This is a genomic window from Novipirellula methanifontis, assembly GCF_052161655.1.
In the GTDB taxonomy this organism is placed as follows: Bacteria; Planctomycetota; Planctomycetia; order Pirellulales; family Pirellulaceae; genus Novipirellula.
In genome coordinates, this window is the sequence record NZ_CP197418.1 from 6,548,378 (window position 1) to 6,563,855 (window position 15,478).

The 15,478-nt window shown below is 54.0% G+C and carries 11 protein-coding genes, 1 other RNA gene and 1 pseudogene; 5 read left to right on the forward strand and 8 right to left on the reverse strand.

Annotation, left to right across the window (positions count from 1 at the left end; translation table 11 throughout):
- Nucleotides 1-36: 36 nt before the first annotated feature.
- Together SH528x_RS23610 and rfbB are read left to right on the forward strand one after the other, a co-directional pair.
- A complete protein-coding gene (locus tag SH528x_RS23610) occupies nt 37-768 on the forward strand; it encodes a methyltransferase domain-containing protein (RefSeq protein WP_442505907.1) in 732 nt (243 codons plus the stop codon).
- Nucleotides 769-956: 188 nt separating this feature from the next.
- Nucleotides 957-2,012 carry a dTDP-glucose 4,6-dehydratase gene (rfbB, locus tag SH528x_RS23615; RefSeq protein ID WP_442505908.1) on the forward strand — a complete coding sequence of 352 codons (1,056 nt, stop codon included), beginning with the start codon at nt 957-959 and terminating at the stop codon, nt 2,010-2,012.
- A gap of 179 nt (nt 2,013-2,191) precedes the next feature.
- Here rfbB and rnpB read toward each other — a convergent pair.
- An RNA gene (rnpB, locus tag SH528x_RS23620) (RNase P RNA component class A) lies at nt 2,192-2,631 on the reverse strand.
- A 208-nt stretch (nt 2,632-2,839) separates the two neighbouring features.
- Here rnpB and SH528x_RS23625 point away from each other — a divergent pair.
- The gene (locus SH528x_RS23625; RefSeq protein ID WP_442505909.1) at nt 2,840-4,132 is read left to right on the forward strand and encodes a MerR family transcriptional regulator; all 1,293 of its coding nucleotides are present in this window, start codon (nt 2,840-2,842) and stop codon (nt 4,130-4,132) included.
- 296 nt (nt 4,133-4,428) lie between these two features.
- Here SH528x_RS23625 and SH528x_RS23630 read toward each other — a convergent pair whose 3' ends face one another.
- The 4 genes from SH528x_RS23630 to rsfS all read right to left on the reverse strand — a co-directional run bounded on the left by SH528x_RS23630 (nt 4,429) and on the right by rsfS (nt 9,394).
- Nucleotides 4,429-5,931 carry a protein kinase domain-containing protein gene (locus tag SH528x_RS23630; RefSeq protein ID WP_442505910.1) on the reverse strand — a complete coding sequence of 501 codons (1,503 nt, stop codon included), beginning with the start codon at nt 5,929-5,931 and terminating at the stop codon, nt 4,429-4,431.
- Between the two features lie 237 nt (nt 5,932-6,168).
- Nucleotides 6,169-6,564: a hypothetical protein gene (locus tag SH528x_RS23635; RefSeq protein ID WP_442505911.1), complete on the reverse strand. Its 396-nt coding sequence runs from the start codon at nt 6,562-6,564 to the stop codon at nt 6,169-6,171.
- Nucleotides 6,565-6,731: 167 nt separating this feature from the next.
- Entirely contained in the window at nt 6,732-8,711 is a 1,980-nt protein-coding gene (gene argS, locus SH528x_RS23640; RefSeq protein ID WP_442505912.1) for an arginine--tRNA ligase, read from the reverse strand.
- 158 nt (nt 8,712-8,869) lie between these two features.
- Nucleotides 8,870-9,394 (reverse strand): ribosome silencing factor, encoded by a 525-nt coding sequence (rsfS, locus tag SH528x_RS23645; RefSeq protein ID WP_442505913.1) that lies wholly within the window; start codon nt 9,392-9,394, stop codon nt 8,870-8,872.
- Nucleotides 9,395-10,052: 658 nt separating this feature from the next.
- Between rsfS and SH528x_RS23650 the strand changes: the two genes are divergently transcribed.
- Both SH528x_RS23650 and SH528x_RS23655 read left to right on the forward strand, forming a co-directional pair.
- Complete coding sequence (locus SH528x_RS23650; RefSeq protein ID WP_442505914.1) at nt 10,053-10,652, forward strand: thioredoxin family protein; 600 nt, start codon at nt 10,053-10,055, stop codon at nt 10,650-10,652.
- A gap of 19 nt (nt 10,653-10,671) precedes the next feature.
- Nucleotides 10,672-10,758, forward strand: a pseudogene (locus SH528x_RS23655) (FliA/WhiG family RNA polymerase sigma factor); the annotation flags it as partial.
- A gap of 615 nt (nt 10,759-11,373) precedes the next feature.
- Here SH528x_RS23655 and SH528x_RS23660 read toward each other — a convergent pair.
- From SH528x_RS23660 to SH528x_RS23670, 3 genes are all read right to left on the reverse strand, one after another.
- Nucleotides 11,374-12,819, reverse strand: a complete 1,446-nt coding sequence (locus SH528x_RS23660) for an IS1380 family transposase (RefSeq protein ID WP_442505915.1) — start codon at nt 12,817-12,819, stop codon at nt 11,374-11,376.
- Between the two features lie 214 nt (nt 12,820-13,033).
- Nucleotides 13,034-13,966: a hypothetical protein gene (locus tag SH528x_RS23665; RefSeq protein ID WP_442505916.1), complete on the reverse strand. Its 933-nt coding sequence runs from the start codon at nt 13,964-13,966 to the stop codon at nt 13,034-13,036.
- Nucleotides 13,967-14,232: 266 nt separating this feature from the next.
- Entirely contained in the window at nt 14,233-15,429 is a 1,197-nt protein-coding gene (locus SH528x_RS23670) for a S1 family peptidase (protein WP_442505917.1), read from the reverse strand.
- Between the last annotated feature and the right edge of the window lie 49 nt (nt 15,430-15,478).

Genomic DNA, 15,478 nt, shown 5'->3' on the forward strand with positions numbered 1-15,478 from the left:
AGTCTGTGGGCGAACGGATCAAGGTAATGGCGGGACATGAGTTTCGATCGAGTGCGCGAACCGGTATGGATTGATGATCCATCCATCGACGCCGCTGAATTTCAGCGTGTGCGGATGGACGAGTTGCGGCTAAACCAAGCCACCCGAGTGGCGGACATGTTGTACCCGCTGATCATACGATATCAATCACCGCAATCGCGTCGCCCGTTGACGGTGCTAGACGTCTCAAGTGGCAACGGTGACATCGCAGTTCGCTGGGCCGTCAAAGCCGCACATGATCGCCGCGAGATCCAGATCACAACTGCGGATACGAATCAACATGCTATCGATGAACAGCAGCGTTTAGCGGAGCGGGCGCGAGTTGAGGTGAAGAGCGTTCGATTAGAGTGTTTTCAATCACCGCTTCCGACCGGATTTGACGTGGTGGTCAGCACGATGTTGATGCACCGATTGGACGATTCACAAGCGTTCCGTTTGCTGCAATCAATGCAAGGCTCCGCTCAGCAAGCAATGATCGTTTGCGACTTCCGACGAAGCCGGCTGAACTGTGCCCTCTACAATGTCGCGTCGCGGTTACTGGCTCGATCCGCAGTTTGTCGGCACGATGCTGTTGCCCGAATTCATTCGTCGTTCAGCGAGCGAGAAATCTCGAGGATCGCCAATAGTGCGTTGGCTCGTCCGGTGCGAGTTCGCAGCGCTTTGCCTTGCTATTTTATCTTGGTTGCCGACGAAGCGGTGCAAACCGAGATGGTCCCTGCGTTCGCTTAAAGGCGATTAAATCATCACCGCGCAACTAAGCTCGAAGTTGCTTAATCCTTGTGTTCGTATCGCTGCGAAGAATGAAATCGGTTAAGTTTAGGTGGAAAGTTTGTGATCGCTTTCAAAATCCAAGATTGCTGACTATCGTCTGAAACTGCATTTCTCGGTCCCCCCCTTTTTGTTTGACCCAAGTCGCCATGAAAATCCTTGTAACCGGTGGATGCGGTTTTATCGGAACGAACCTAGTTCGCCATTTGTTGGCCGACACCGATCATGACGTCGTCAATTTGGATAAGCTGACGTATGCGGGGAACCCCCATTCGCTTGCCGATGTCGCAGACTCGCCTCGCTATTCGTTTGTTCACGCGGATTTGGCAGATCCCGTCATCGTGGGCGAAGTGATGACCAAGGCAGATCCTGACGCCATCATGCACTTGGCAGCAGAATCACATGTGGACCGTTCGATCGATGGCCCCTCCGAGTTCATCCAGACCAATATCGTCGGGACCTTCAATCTGTTGGACAGCAGTCTGCGGCATTACAACCAATTGCCATCCGAGCGGAAAGAAGCGTTTCGCTTTTTGCATGTTTCGACTGACGAAGTCTACGGTTCTCTCGGGGACACCGGGATGTTTACCGAGACGACTCGCTACGATCCGCATTCGCCGTATTCAGCAACCAAGGCCGCGTCGGACCATTTGGCTCGTGCTTGGAAAACCACTTATGGTTTGCCTGTGCTGATTACGAACTGCTCGAACAACTATGGACCGTATCATTTCCCGGAAAAGTTGATTCCGTTAATGATCATCAAGTGTCTGAGTGAAGAACCGCTGCCGGTGTATGGTGAAGGGCTGAACGTGCGAGATTGGTTGTACGTCGAGGACCACGCTCGAGCACTGACGACGGTGTTGACTCGGGGGACTCCAGGAGAAACCTACAACGTGGGTGGCAATAGCGAACGAAGAAACATCGATTTGGTACATGCGATCGTTGCCATCCTGGACGAAATCAAGCCTCGTGCTAATGGATCGTCCTACAGCGAACTGATCACGCACGTCAAAGATCGTCCGGGACATGATTTTCGCTATGCGATCGATTCGAGCAAGATTCAAAACGAATTGGGCTGGGCGCCGCAGCGAACGCTGGAAGAACGATTACGTGAGACGGTCCGATGGTACTTGGACAATGAAAGTTGGTGGCGTGATATTTTGGATGGCAAATATCAGATGCAGCGACTGGGCGTAGCCGAGTAAGGCCCATCGGATGTTTAAGTGGCGGTCGATGTTACGTAGCTACCGTCACCAGACGGTGGATCCACGCTCTGGCGAGCGTAGCTACGACAGTTATTGTTCCGATGGTCCTAAATGTCGAAATTGCCTCTCGCGCCGCCGATGTTGATCCATGCAGCCAATCATCCCGAATCAATAAAAATGCCGTGAGTGGGTTAGTAAGCCGGGTTCTGTGACGCAAGTTGCCTTGCGACGACGACCATTTATCTGTGCACGACGATTGCTCGCCGCCTCAATTGCGACCTACCCGAATGTCGGTAACGAAACGGATCGCTTCGTGGAGAACGAACCTCGAAAGGCTCGCCCCGCTGCACTCTGTTTGGTCTAGCTCCGGATGGGGTTTACCAAGCCGATCGAGTCACCTCGACCGCTGGTGCGCTCTTACCGCACCGTTTCACCCTTACCACGCATCGAAGTCGAGTGTCTATGAAAGACAAACTCCTTCGACCGTTCGGCGGTCTATTCTCTGCTGCACTTTCCCTAGCCTCGCGGCCGGTCGACGTTATCGACCATCCAATCCTGCGGAGCCCGGACTTTCCTCCAGTTTACCCAAAGGCACTCCAGCGATCGTCTTGCCCACTCACGGCAATCGCACAGAATGATAGATCAACTCGCTCGCGGCAAGGTTCGTCTCTAGAGTGTTTGCCAAGTTTGTGGATAATGATCCAGTAAGCCGGTCGAAATGGTCGCCGATTTTTGCAAGTTCGGCCGTGCATGCTAATTCCAGCATGCTGACTGCAGACCGTGTCCGAGCTTTCCTATTTTCGCCCGCCCCCCACGAGACAACACGTTTGAACGAGCCAATCGATTTCAACGACTTGGCCGAGACCGATTTGGCGGAGCCAGCCGAATTGGCTGACCGCGAGAGCGACGATGAGTCAGCGTCCGGATCGCTTGCCAATCTGAAAATAGCCTTGGTGGGGCGGTTCGGGAGTATGACGCGGCGTGAGGCAGCAAACTTGCTGCGTTCCTACGGAGCATCGATCGTTGAACAACGGGCTGCTGACGTCGATTGGGTCGTCATCGGTGCCGATCAATCTCCCGTGCTCGAATCGGAACTGCTGACGGAGTCTACTCGGCACGCAATCGCCACCGGGACGCGCGAAATCGTTTACGAGTCGGAGTTGTGGCAGCGTCTCGGCCTAGTCGATTTCGAACAGTCGGCCCAGCGATATTACACTCCGGCAATGCTCGCCCACCTGCTGGGGATCTCGGTGCGGGTGGTTCGGCGTTGGCAACGGTTGGGGTTAATCACTCCCGTCGAAACGATGCATCGCTTGCCATATTTCGACTTCGCGGAAGTTGCCGTGGCCAAGCGGTTGGCGAATTGGATCGCAGCCGGGGAAAGCCCAAAGGCGATCGAGCAGCGCTTGGCTCAGTGGGTCGAGTTGTTACCGGACATCCATCGTCCGCTCGAGCAATTGTCGATCCTGGTCGAAGGCAAAGTCGTGCTGCTGCGGCATGGTGAGGGGCTAGTCGAACCGGGCGGCCAATTGCGTTTCGATTTCGATGCACTCGGCGATTCGGAATTAGAATCAGCGAGCGACGATTCGGCAGCCGGACATGTGCTGTCGATGGTGCGCGAGGATGACACGTCATTTCCAATCGGCAATCGAGCACTCGATGCGTCCGATGAACTGCTCGCCGCAGCCTATCAAGCCGAGGATGACGACGATCTGCAGCTCGCAATCGATTTCTATCATGCGATCCTGGCGCGTGATGGACCGCGAGCGGATATTAACTTTCAAATGGGAGAGCTGCTGTATCGGCTTGGGGAAACGATCGCATCGCGTGAACGGTATTACAGCGCGACCGAAATTGATCCCGAGTTTGTCGAAGCTCGCGCAAGTCTTGGAATCGTGCTGGCGGAAACCGGCCAACCCGAACTCGGAATCGCTTCGTTCCAAGGAGCACTACGCATCTTTGAAGACTACTCCGAAGTCCACTACCATCTCGCTAAGACCCTCGATCATCTTGGGCGATGCGTCGAAGCAATTCACCACTGGGAACGTTTCTTAGAACTGTTTCCCGACAGTCCTTGGGCCGATGAAGCACGATTACGGTTGGCGGAAAACAAGGAATAGAGCGATCGAATTCGCAATCTGAAACAATGGAGACAATTGTCTAAGCAGCTAGGCAGGAATCATTGGGTGAAATCCCGTTACCCGTTTGTGCGCTAACCCCGGTTGAACACCGGAACCGTGGCTATTGGGTTGTTGATTTATTCGAAATGCAACTCGCGGTGGTGAGCCGTGGGCCGTAAGGCACCGGGTAATGCGTGGGACCCGGCCGCTCACGCGCGAGCGGCTCACTAAATCAATGGCCCACTGGCGCCAAAACGGCCAATTTACTGAAAGACTTTTGCCTGACTGCTTACAAATTAATAGGTGCCTGCAGATCGTCGATTAATGCCGATCAACAATTGGCTGAGTGCTTGCCGCAGCTCACGCACCTTTAGTGGCAAGCCCAGCATCTTACGATTCGGTCCACGGATCGCGGCTTGGATCAAACTTGTCTGTCGACGATCGATCAGCAAGATACTAGGGATGCTCGCAGTATTTTCATCCTGGGCAAATCGGTTGTACGCATCCACGGCATCTGCCCCCAGATCCGCTGCTCCGAAGATGACACAGTCCGCCGGTTGCTCGGATCCGTCGGCGAATCGTGCCAATGCCCGATTCGGATCCTGGATAATCAACACGCGGTATCCACGTGTTTTCAAGCGGTCGCGAATGGCGTTTTGAAGCCCCGCTTTCGACTCGACCAACAACACCACGTAACCTTCGCCCTCATTCGACGGAACTTCGTCATCGTCTTGATGCTCCGCCATCGGTTGATGGTAATCGTCCGTAGCATTGCCGGTGATTCCTCGCTCAAGCATCGCAATCGCTTTGCGAACTTCCGCATTCATTTCGGCCGAAGTTTGATATCGTTGGCTGACATCGAATCGCATCGCTTTCTGGACAATTTGGTTGGCAACGCCTGGGACGTCAGGAGCGTAGTCCGACAACGGCTTGATATCGATAAATCGATTGACATTCAAACGAGCCAAACGGTCGCGCGTTTCCGTAAGCGCCGGTTCTCCTGCGAGCATGTGGTAAAGCATGTTGCCCGCGAAGAAAACATCGCTTCGAGGGTCGTCTTTACGAACCCCCGATCCGCGTTCCAGCGCTGCGTAATCGATGGCGCGAGCGTTTGGGCAATCAGCAATCTGTTCTGGGTTATTTCGATCTGCAAGCGCGGCGAGCCCGAAGTCGACCAACTTCGCTTTGCCCTCGGTTGAAATCAACACGTTGGATAGCTTCAAGTCGCGATGCGAAATGCCAAGCGACGCGGCGTGTGCCAGCGCCGAGGTAATATCGGAAATCAGATTTAAAGACAAATCGGCAGGCAGTTTTCCACGGATACGAACCAATTCTCGCAGCGTTTGACCTTCGACAAACTCCATAACAAGGAACGGGTTTCGGACGTCCGGAATAACATCAAAAATGCTGACGATATTTGGATGGCGGAGCTTCAGCCCCATGCGGCCTTCCCGCAGAAACTGCTCAAGCTCCTTGGGTTCGTCTCGGAATCGCTTGCGAAGAACCTTTACAGCAAAGATGTTCCCATCACGTTCGGCGCGATAAACGCGAGCAAACGTACCAGCACCAATCAGATACTGGACTTTGTAATCCCCGTAGAAAAAGCCGCTGCGGTCACCCCGCAACAATTTTTCGGTTTGCAGAGTCGAAACGATCCCTCCACGCTGCATCGCGTCGATCATGTCTTCAAGCGTGGTTTCGCCGGCACCCACCTCACTTCGGACGCGGTCGACGGCACGCGGGTTCGCCAAACCGAAATCTTTGATTCGTTGTGCGAACTGATCGGGGGTCAAACTCATACAACTGGATCAAGAATAGAACGCGAAATTGAAACCAAGGGCGGCAAACGCCTCGCCACAGTTTCTCATTTTACACGCACTTCGCACTGTTTCACAGAACAGTGACGCGAGAATCCGGGGGGCATTGCGGCCTCCCCTTCCTGATTTTCCGATTTTGCCGCATGCCGAACGAGTCGAAGCCAGCGGGCAAGCGAAAAAGATCCCTCGGTGTGATCAAAACGATGATCCTACCGGGGCCTAATCCGAGATGGCTTCGAGGGCATCCAGTGCTGCGCGTGTTTCGGCAATCCCGCCAAACTCGCGAGTCAGATCCTTCAACCGCACCAGCATTGCGATTGAAACTTTGTGTTTGCGGTGGTTCTTCGATGTCGGTTTCGCAGTGCGAGCTTCCGCTGGCGATTTTTTGCCACTCGGACGCCCCGGCTTGCCAACCTCGCCTTTTTGACGTTTTGAATTCGAGCGAATCGTGCTGACGTACTGCGCCGTCACTTCGATTCCTTGCTTCTTTAAGTCAGCACTGACTTGAAGCGGCTTTGCGTTCGGATGCGACTGATAGTAGTCGCGAATCGCTTTTGCACGATTGACCCCGGTCGCCTTGGCGCGATTAACACCGGAAGCTTTCTTTTTTGCCATGATGAGAATTCCAGCGTGCGAGAGAATGGTTCTCCGGTCTGGAGACAAAGATAACGCTAAGTCACCGTAGAGCAACTGAATTATCTGTCAATCTTAATTTTAAGCGATACCAATCAGTAAGCATAAATCCGGACGCAATTCTATATCACTTTCATACCGTGGCGAAATTACATTCGTGCGACAACCCGGATCCCGAGCAACGACAAAGCAACTCGGATAACGCGGCCTGTTAATGCTACTAAAGCGAGACGCAGTGAAGTGATCGCTTCGCTCTCCGCCTTCAACACGTGACAGTTGTCATTAAACACCGCATACGCTTTCGCGGTTTCGTACAGATAATCGACCAGTGCGTTAGGTGCGTAGTCTTGATGGACGGACGCCAATGCCTCTTCGAATCGCAACAATTTTATGGCGAGTGCGCGTTCGGCTGGGTGCGTGAACTCGGACAGATCTGCATCAATCGCAGTGACTTCCGATTCGGTCATCCCTGCTTTTCGCAGAATGCCTTGGGTGCGAGCATAAGCGTACTGAACATATGCCGCGGTGTTCCCTTCGAGTGCCACCATCTTGTCCAAGCTAAAGCTGTAATCGCTGGTTCGGTGGTGAGACAAGTCTGCGTATTTGATGGCACTGATTCCGACGGTTTGTGCCACCAGTTCACGTTCCTCATCGTCCATCGGCGGATCAATTTTTTCGATTCGCTCTGGGTTACAAACCACTTCGCGTGCGCGATCGACGGCATCGTCCAAAAGCCCCTCGAGTCCGATCAGCGTCCCGCTGCGAGTCTTCAAGGGTTTGCCGTTTTCGCCCAGAACAGTACCAAAATTAACGTGAACCATCTTCACGTCTTCCATCCCAATCTTTCTTGCCACAGCGAACAGTTTTTCAAAGTGTTCACTTTGTCGACTGTCGACGACGTACAGGATTTCGTCGGGATTGAACTCTTCGAGACGGTACTTCAGTGTCGCAATGTCCGTCGTTGCATACAGAAACGCACCATCCTTTTTGCGGACAATCATCGGAGCGTTAAATTCATCGAGAAATACGCAGACAGCCCCTTCGCTGTCGCTCGCCAGACCACGTTTTTCGAGATCCTCGACAACGGGCCCGAGCATCGAGTGATAGAAACTTTCACCGAGCGTGTAGTCAAACGTCACATTCAATCGGTTGTAGATTCGGTTGATTTCATCTTTGCAGTAGGGCAAGAATTTAGTCCAAAGCTCAAGATTCTCGGCATCACCTTGATGAAGTTTGACCGTTTCTTGAAGCACTGCGCTGGCGACTTCGGGGTGCGCATTGGCTTGAGCCAGCAGTGCAGGATTGCTTTCGACCGAGTCAATTTTTTCACGTAGTGATTCGGCTTGCGTTTCTAGCGAATCCAGTTTCTTTTTAGCTGACGCTACTGACTTCTTCGCACTTTTCTGCGATTTTGGATCTCCGGCGTTTTGCAGTGTTTGCTCGGCAGTGACCACTTCGGCTTTCGCTTCGGCCAACTGCGTCGGCAGTTCCTGGGAGGACCGTTTGGCTTTGCGATATTCGATCAACTGGTTCACCAATCGATACAGCGACGCTAATTCGGGAACCGGGTTCTTGGCAACTTGGTCTGGATCGCCAAAGTGTTTGTAACCATAAATGATGATGCCAAACTGAGTGCCCCAATCTCCTAGATGATTGTCGGTGAGCACGTCATGCCCCAGGAACGCAAGCGTTCGCGCGATCGCGTCGCCAATCACGGTACTGCGAATATGCCCAACATGCATCGGTTTGGCAACGTTGGGTGAAGAAAAGTCAACGATGATTTTGCGTTTCGGATCGGCGATCGAGACCAAGCAACGTTCATCGGCGAGCATGTCACGTAAAGACTGCATCAAAAACGAGTCTTTAAGACGTAGGTTGATAAAACCTGGGCCCGCGATCTCAGGCGGTTCACAGAATTCGTTGACGTCTAAGCTCGCAACGATTTCCGTCGCCAACTCACGCGGATTCTTGCCGATCTGTTTCGATAACGGCATCGCACAGTTGGCTTGATAGTCGCCGAACTTTGGATCGTTGGTCGCACGGATCATGGACGCGAACGGAGCGGGGTCGTCCACGAACGCTTTGAGGGCTTCAGTGAAGCGAACACTTAACAGATTCGGGAGATGCATCGTGCAAATTTTCCAGCCAAGAAGCGATTGCAGGTTTTAAGCATGCGGTTCGGAGTCCGCGCGCTGATCGGAGGCGTCGTTGGACACCGCATTAGAAATATGACTTTGCGGCCTTCGTGGAAACGAAAGGCGTCGCGACGAACCAATGGTCCGGCGAACTACGCGTTTGGCTTCAGCCCGAGCTCTTCGAGCGGGATCTTTTTGCCGTCGGCCCAAAGCGACTCAAGATCGTAGTAGTCGCGAGTCTCTTCGTCGAACAAATGGATAACCACGCTGCCGTAGTCCAACACAATCCAACGGCTGTCCTGGTAGCCCTCGATTCCGAGACGCTCGTCGCCTAGCGACTTTTCCAAAACATCGTCGATCTGCTCGCTGATCGCATGCAATTGACGACGGCTCGATCCGGTTGCCAGCACAAACAGGTCGAATTCGGCGGTTTGTCCGCAAACATCCAAAACCATCACGTCTTGGCCTTTGTTGTCGAGTGCGACTTGTGCCGCCGCGGCAGCCAATTTGCGGCTGTACTCGACTCCATGGGGCCTAATCGCACGCGAAGGCTGCAACATCGGGTTGAATGGCGCAGCGTCTTCCGGCGGAGTGGTTTTACTCGCGTTTTCGCTTGAGTTTGGCGTCGGGAGGGAATCGTCAGCGTCTGGGGCGGTTTCGTTAGCGTTTTCTGTCATAGCCCGAAGTTTAATGGTTTTCAAAATTCTGTCACGCACCACTAAGCCATTTCGGCGTGAATATGGACCGGATTGTGCACACGGCCAGGGGTAACGTTTACCAGCCAACTCCCTTTCAGACACCAAACCGACTTCGCTTCGTTCACGCGATTACTGAAAAAACGGGCAATTTGTGCTGATCTAATCTCTGTCGAGTCAGCCCACACAGCCTTAAGCACTGTACAGGTAATGACTTAGCTCACCAGCTCTTCAATTGATGCGACGACGACGACATCACGAGCGAATACGCAAAGTCGGCAGCAGCTTTGAGTCTCTCGTCGCAGCAACACAAAAAATCGGGACTCCCCCCACAGTTGATGCTGCCAAGCAGCCTGCCCGCTGAAATGACGTAACTTCCCAACAAAACCGTTGAGTTGTTGGCGGAACATGCTGCGATTCGCTTTTCACGATTCGGCGTGAAACTCGATTCTGCTGTTTTTAATCCGATTGGTTTGAAAGGTTGCGGCGGTGTGCCCGTCTGATTGTCAATCAACCTCTTGCATGACGGCCCACCGGGCATCGCCCTTGCAGCGGTAGCAAGCGGTCTTGTAACACGCACTGAACTATTCGGAATTTCTCGCAGAGACTCGATATGAACTTTTTTCGTCTAAGTAGATTGATGTTATTACCAGCCGTAGTTGTTGCTGCGAGCGGATGTAGCGGAGGAGCAGGCTTCGGGTTCGGTCGCACTGTCTCGTACGATCCAGTTTCCAGCGATCTAATAGGAGTGGTGCAAGAGTCGGATGTGATCCAACAGGACGCGATTGAAAGTGTCAATTCCATTGCAGCAACCTCTGCCGTCGCCCCCGACTCGCACGTCACAACCGTGTCGGCGACTCGTCCTACAGAAAGTGCGGCGACGAACTTTGTCAGCTCAAAATCAACACACGAACCGACTCGTCCCGCTTTAATCACATTGCCTCGTAGCGGCGACCTTGATGAAGTGCTCGCCGAGGCCAATGGGAATGTGCTGATTGACTTCTACGCCGATTGGTGCGGCCCATGTCGCAAGCAGGCAGTGATTTTGCACGAGTTGGAGCAAACCGCTGCCGAAAACAACACGCTGATTGTGAAGGTCAACGTCGACGAACACAAACAGATTGCGAAGCAAATGCAAATCGCGAGTTTGCCCACCTTGGTGATGGTTAAAGACGGTGAAATCGTCGAGCGTCAGTCGGGTCTCGCTCGCAAAGGAGACATCGTTCGCTGGATGCAATAGTGGGTCGTTGCCAAAGGTCGAGGGACGAGTCAGCCAGATGCACACTTCGATCGTGAACCGATTGCAACAGCAACTCGGACCACGCCGAATCGAATTCGGTGCCTAAGTATTCAGACGTAGCACGGCGGCCATGCACGGCCGCCGAACGCTCCATAGCGGCTTCCCTTTCACAGGAGCCGCTTTTTTTATGCGCCAATGATTCCAGCGGAAATGAGGTGTCCCGTCTCAAGTAGGGCCGGTTCCTACCGGCCGTCCTCAATGCCTCGATGGATTCGGCCGGTAGGAACCGGCCCTACGCTCTGCCAACGGATGTAGCGGAACTCGTCAAGAGTTTCGACCTGCTCGGTGATTCACGAAAGTCTTGATGACTTTCGCTACGAATGGATTCGAGTTGCCAAAAGGGCAGAGCGGTTTGAAAAGTCTGTCTGTCACCTCTCCCAAACGCAGTTAGGGAGAGGTCGAGCAGAGCCTTCAGCGATTGCGAGGGTGAGGGCGTCCGAGCAAGTTGTGGCGAATTGCACGCAAAGTTGCGCGGTCGCCCTCACCCGGACGAGGCCTAGCCCGGATATTGCATCAGTCGATTATTGACGGCGGATTGCTGCGGGGGTATGTGAGATATGGGATTTTACCAACGTTCGCGGCCATCGTTGCAGAGCCCCCCCTACCCCCAAGGCGAATCATTGGCTCGCTCAGGTGTCGTCACTCAAGACGATGGGGGCGGTTAGTCGCTGCGGCACAGTCGAACCAAGACCTGCTCAAAGATTGCTTCGGAGGGGCAATGGCTGCAAAGATGAAACATCACTCGCCGGCACGTCACACGTACCCGCGCGGCAATCTTTAGCAACCGAAGACGAATCGTGTCGACGCGCCAGCGTTCCTGCTTGCTTCCGCTGAGCCCTAGACGGCGAAGCCCATCGAGCAGCACATAGCCAAACGATGACAACAACAAGCGAAACTGATTTGCGATGAACCGTGTGCAGCTCGTTCGGTCGGCAAACAAACACAGCTGCTGCTCCTTGATCCGGTTCTCCATCTCGCCACGCGGGCAGTACATCGAGTCGTAGAACTGCGCTGGATCGAACGCCACGCTGCACACGGTGCCAGGATCGTCAACGCAGCGAATCTGCTTACCATCGATGCGGCGACGACTGTAGGTTGGTTCGATCAAACCTTCGCAGCTGAACAAGTTCGTGACCACGAATCTCGGGTTGGGGCCTTTGCCGCTGTACTCGGCCTTTCCCACCATCCAGCGATGCCGATCCCAACCTTCGGCCCGATAACGGAACCATTTAAATCGACGTTGCTTGCTGTGAAGCTGAAACTGATCGATCTGCGCCCGTGTCATTTCACACGCAATTTGCCGGTTCAAAACGCGATTCTTTTGGAATCCGAAGACGTAGAAGAGATCATGCTTGTCGCACCAGCGCATCAGTCGTTCCTTGGCGAATCCGCTGTCGCCGCGAAGAATGATTTTCACATTCGGCCACCGAGAACGGATCCTCTGGACTAACAGCTTGGTCACCCCGCCGGCGTGATGAGCCGCGCCGACGCTACTGGGGCGAAGGTACGCAACGAGTAACTGGTCGCCACAAAAAACATACAAGGGCAGGAAGCAGTAGCCGTTGTAGAAGCCGTTGAAATACTTCAGGTCTTGATCGCCATGGACGAGGTCGTCGGTCGCGTCGTAATCGAGGATGATCTGCTCGGGAGGTTCGTCATAACTGTCGAGGAACGTATCGACGAGCACCTCGTGCAGTTTGAAGCACGTCTTGGCATCAACGCGGTTTTCTAGCCGTGAGATCGTCGAAGGACTTGCCAGCGGCTGGGCATCTTCGTCGTCGCGATGCGCAGCGGGTGTGCGTCCGACGGCCACTTCAAAGGCAGGATCGCGCCGCAAGTAATGATGATCATTTGCGTCCTCGTATCCGGCGGCGATGCCAAAGATGCGGCTGGTGAGCAATTCGGCTTGAGAGTGAGCGGTGCGTAGCGGGTCACGCGGATCTGGAATAACTCGATCGATTCGTTGAATCAGCTTCAGCCGCTGATCGACCTCACGCAGGAGCAGCAGTCCTCCGTCTGAGGTGAGCGTCCCGCCCTTGAAATCGACATCGACAGCTTGTCGACGCAGGCGTTTCAATGGAGCTCGTTTTCGATTACGCTTTGTCATTGCCGAGAGCCTTGGGTTTGGGATGTGTGAAGTGTCGTAACTCCAATACATACCAGAACTGAGGCTCTCGCGCTTTAGGGGTAAACGAATTTTCTGATGCAATATCCGGGCTAGCGCCCGTCCGACCTCTCCCAAGCTAAAGCTCGGGAGAGGTGACTTGTTGTTGCCACCTCTCTCAAACGAGGTTGGGGAGAGGTGATTTGTACAGGCGTGCTTAGCTGCGTTGGAAATTCAAGCCGCCGTTGGTTGCTCCTTCAAGCTTGAAGGTGAAGTTTCCTTCGCTTCCGGTCCACTGGCCCGACATCTGTTGCAGGTCATTGGATCGCACTAGCGTGAGTTGACCGTTTTCTAATCGGTACTGGCCGCTAAACGAGTTCGACTTGCCTTCCTTCGTTGCTGTCCAACTGAAGTTGCCATCGTCAGCCAAGTTCAACTCGACCGATTGGTTACCCGGCAAATTGACTTTCCAATTACCAACATGGGTGCCAGCGGTCGTGGATGAAGCTGCCGTAAACTCAGGCACTTGCGACAGAGCCTCCACCGCTGACGATTCTTCTGTTTGCGATTCTGCGGGACTGCTGATCGAAGCCAACATCTGCAGAGCCGATGCTTCGGCCGATTGCGGTTGGGAAGTGGATTGCGATGCCTGTTGGCTGCGTGGTTGACTTGATTGCGTTGGTGTTGTCGCCGCAGGAGTCGGGGTAGCCGAACTTGTAGGCTGGGTTCGCGACGAGGCGAACGAAGCGTTCGTTGTCGACGGGTTTGGCGCTGTTTGCACAGGACGACTTTGATTCAACCCGGTCGCACCAAAGTTGGACGGAGCCCTCGATGGTGCGACGGCTTGATTGAATTGCTGCTGTGAAGGAATGGGTTGTGAATGAACCGAGTGCGATGGGGCGGGTTGCGAATACACGGGCGACGCATATTGTGACGTAGGACAAGACGATGCATACGTGCTGGTGCCGCCGTAGTGACCGCCATAGCTGCCGTGACTTGAATAGCTCGAGTGGCCTCCGAAGCTGGCACGAGCGTATGAGCCGCCTCCGCCACCGGATCGTCCTCCACAAGCCGACACGAGCGAACCGTTGGCGGTGGTCAGAGCGATGGTGGTAACGGCGACGGCGAGTGTTTTGAATGAGCGTTTCATGATTTTCAATTCCTGAACTGACGTGGACTGAATGTGAGTGAGAATCAGGCGGATGACTTGGGTTTTTGTCATCCGCCTGATAAATAACCAAGCGAGCGTCTTGGAAAAGCGTTACAGGTTTTCTTGCCGATTTTTCGAAGTGAGCCGTGGGCCGTAAGGCACCGGGTAATGCGCAAGACCCGGCCGCTCACGCGTCACGGCTCACTAAGTCAACAGCCCGCTAGCGCCAACACGGCTAAGATTCCGCTTAGCGAGCTTGAGCAGCATTATTTGGCGAGCCAGGATGCCAACGTTTCTTTCGCTGTTTTCTCGTCTTTGCTTGGATTCAGCTCCTTGTGCATCGCCCCGGCAATGCGGGCGACATACTCGATCGTTCCTTGAACGGCTTCCGACGGTGCGGTCGCATCAAGCTTGGCAACGAAGATGATCATGTGTTCACCGGACGAGTTCTTTTCCACTGCCCACGAGCCCATTTTTGTTGCCGAGCTTTGACGAAGCAGTCGCATCATCAGCTCGCTGGTCGGAGCGTCTTTGGACACCGAAACGAGCGACCAGATCTTTCGCACATCGGCTCGTTTGAAGTACTCGGTCTCTTTGGCTACGAATACGGCTTGTTTCTTGCCCTTCGAAATTTCCTGCTCGACTTGGTAGTGACCGGTCGAGTGTTTGGTGTGAACGATATTTGCTGTGTCTAGCAGTTCTTTGGTCGGCAACGGGGCTTCTTTCCACGATCCGTCCATGAACGCTTTGATTTCGGTTGCGTCGACACAGTAGCTAATCAGCGGGCTTTCCGGCGAAAACGACTGGGCGATTGCGACCAATTTGCCTTCGTTGTCGACGACGGGTCCGCCGCTGTCGCCTGGTTTGATTGGGCTTTGGATCTCGACCACTTTGAAATCATGTTCGCCGTGGTTGGATTTGAATTTTTTGTCGTACACCGAGCGAACGGTTCCCGAGGTGTTGACCCACAAAACGTCGCTTCCGCCGGGGTTTCCGATCACATCGACCGCCGAACCATTCTTGATGCTGGTATCAGCCAACTCGATTACCTTGGCACGATCGGGCATTTTTGGCAGCTGAATCAGGGCCAAATCGCGTTTGCGGTCGACCGCGACGACTTTGCCGGGCTGAGCGAGTTTCAGCACGTTGTCGAGGTAGTGCTTTCGTTTGACCTCGGGCAGCCCGTTGCGGACATCAGCAAAAAAGATCACTGCCGAGCGGCTGTCGCCCACCACATGAGCGTTGGTGAGGACGAGTCGCTTGTCCACGTCGACGAAGACTCCGGTTCCGGTGGAGGTTTCGTTTTCGGCGTCGCTGGTGATGATCCAGACGGTTGATTGCAGGGTTTTGCTGTATTTTTCAGCGTCGGCTCGTGCGGTTTGCGTCATCGATGTGACAAACGTCAATGCGAATAGGGCGTAACAGGCTGGCGAAAGGACGCCGTGGGGTCGAAAAAGGGTCATTGAATCACCTCGAGGTTGCTGTCGCGACAGCGAGGGTCGCGGGGGAAAA

Bases quoted from the DNA above. Each gene is read 5' to 3' on its own strand.
- SH528x_RS23610 (WP_442505907.1), top strand. From the start codon at position 37: ATGAGTTTCGATCGAGTGCGCGAACCGGTATGGATTGATGATCCATCC.
- rfbB (WP_442505908.1), top strand. From the start codon at position 957: ATGAAAATCCTTGTAACCGGTGGATGCGGTTTTATCGGAACGAACCTA.
- SH528x_RS23630 (WP_442505910.1), bottom strand. From the start codon at position 5,931: ATGAGTTTGACCCCCGATCAGTTCGCACAACGAATCAAAGATTTCGGT.
- SH528x_RS23635 (WP_442505911.1), bottom strand. From the start codon at position 6,564: ATGGCAAAAAAGAAAGCTTCCGGTGTTAATCGCGCCAAGGCGACCGGG.
- argS (WP_442505912.1), bottom strand. From the start codon at position 8,711: ATGCATCTCCCGAATCTGTTAAGTGTTCGCTTCACTGAAGCCCTCAAA.
- rsfS (WP_442505913.1), bottom strand. From the start codon at position 9,394: ATGACAGAAAACGCTAACGAAACCGCCCCAGACGCTGACGATTCCCTC.
- SH528x_RS23650 (WP_442505914.1), top strand. From the start codon at position 10,053: ATGTTATTACCAGCCGTAGTTGTTGCTGCGAGCGGATGTAGCGGAGGA.
- SH528x_RS23660 (WP_442505915.1), bottom strand. From the start codon at position 12,819: ATGACAAAGCGTAATCGAAAACGAGCTCCATTGAAACGCCTGCGTCGA.
- SH528x_RS23665 (WP_442505916.1), bottom strand. From the start codon at position 13,966: ATGAAACGCTCATTCAAAACACTCGCCGTCGCCGTTACCACCATCGCT.
- SH528x_RS23670 (WP_442505917.1), bottom strand. From the start codon at position 15,429: ATGACCCTTTTTCGACCCCACGGCGTCCTTTCGCCAGCCTGTTACGCC.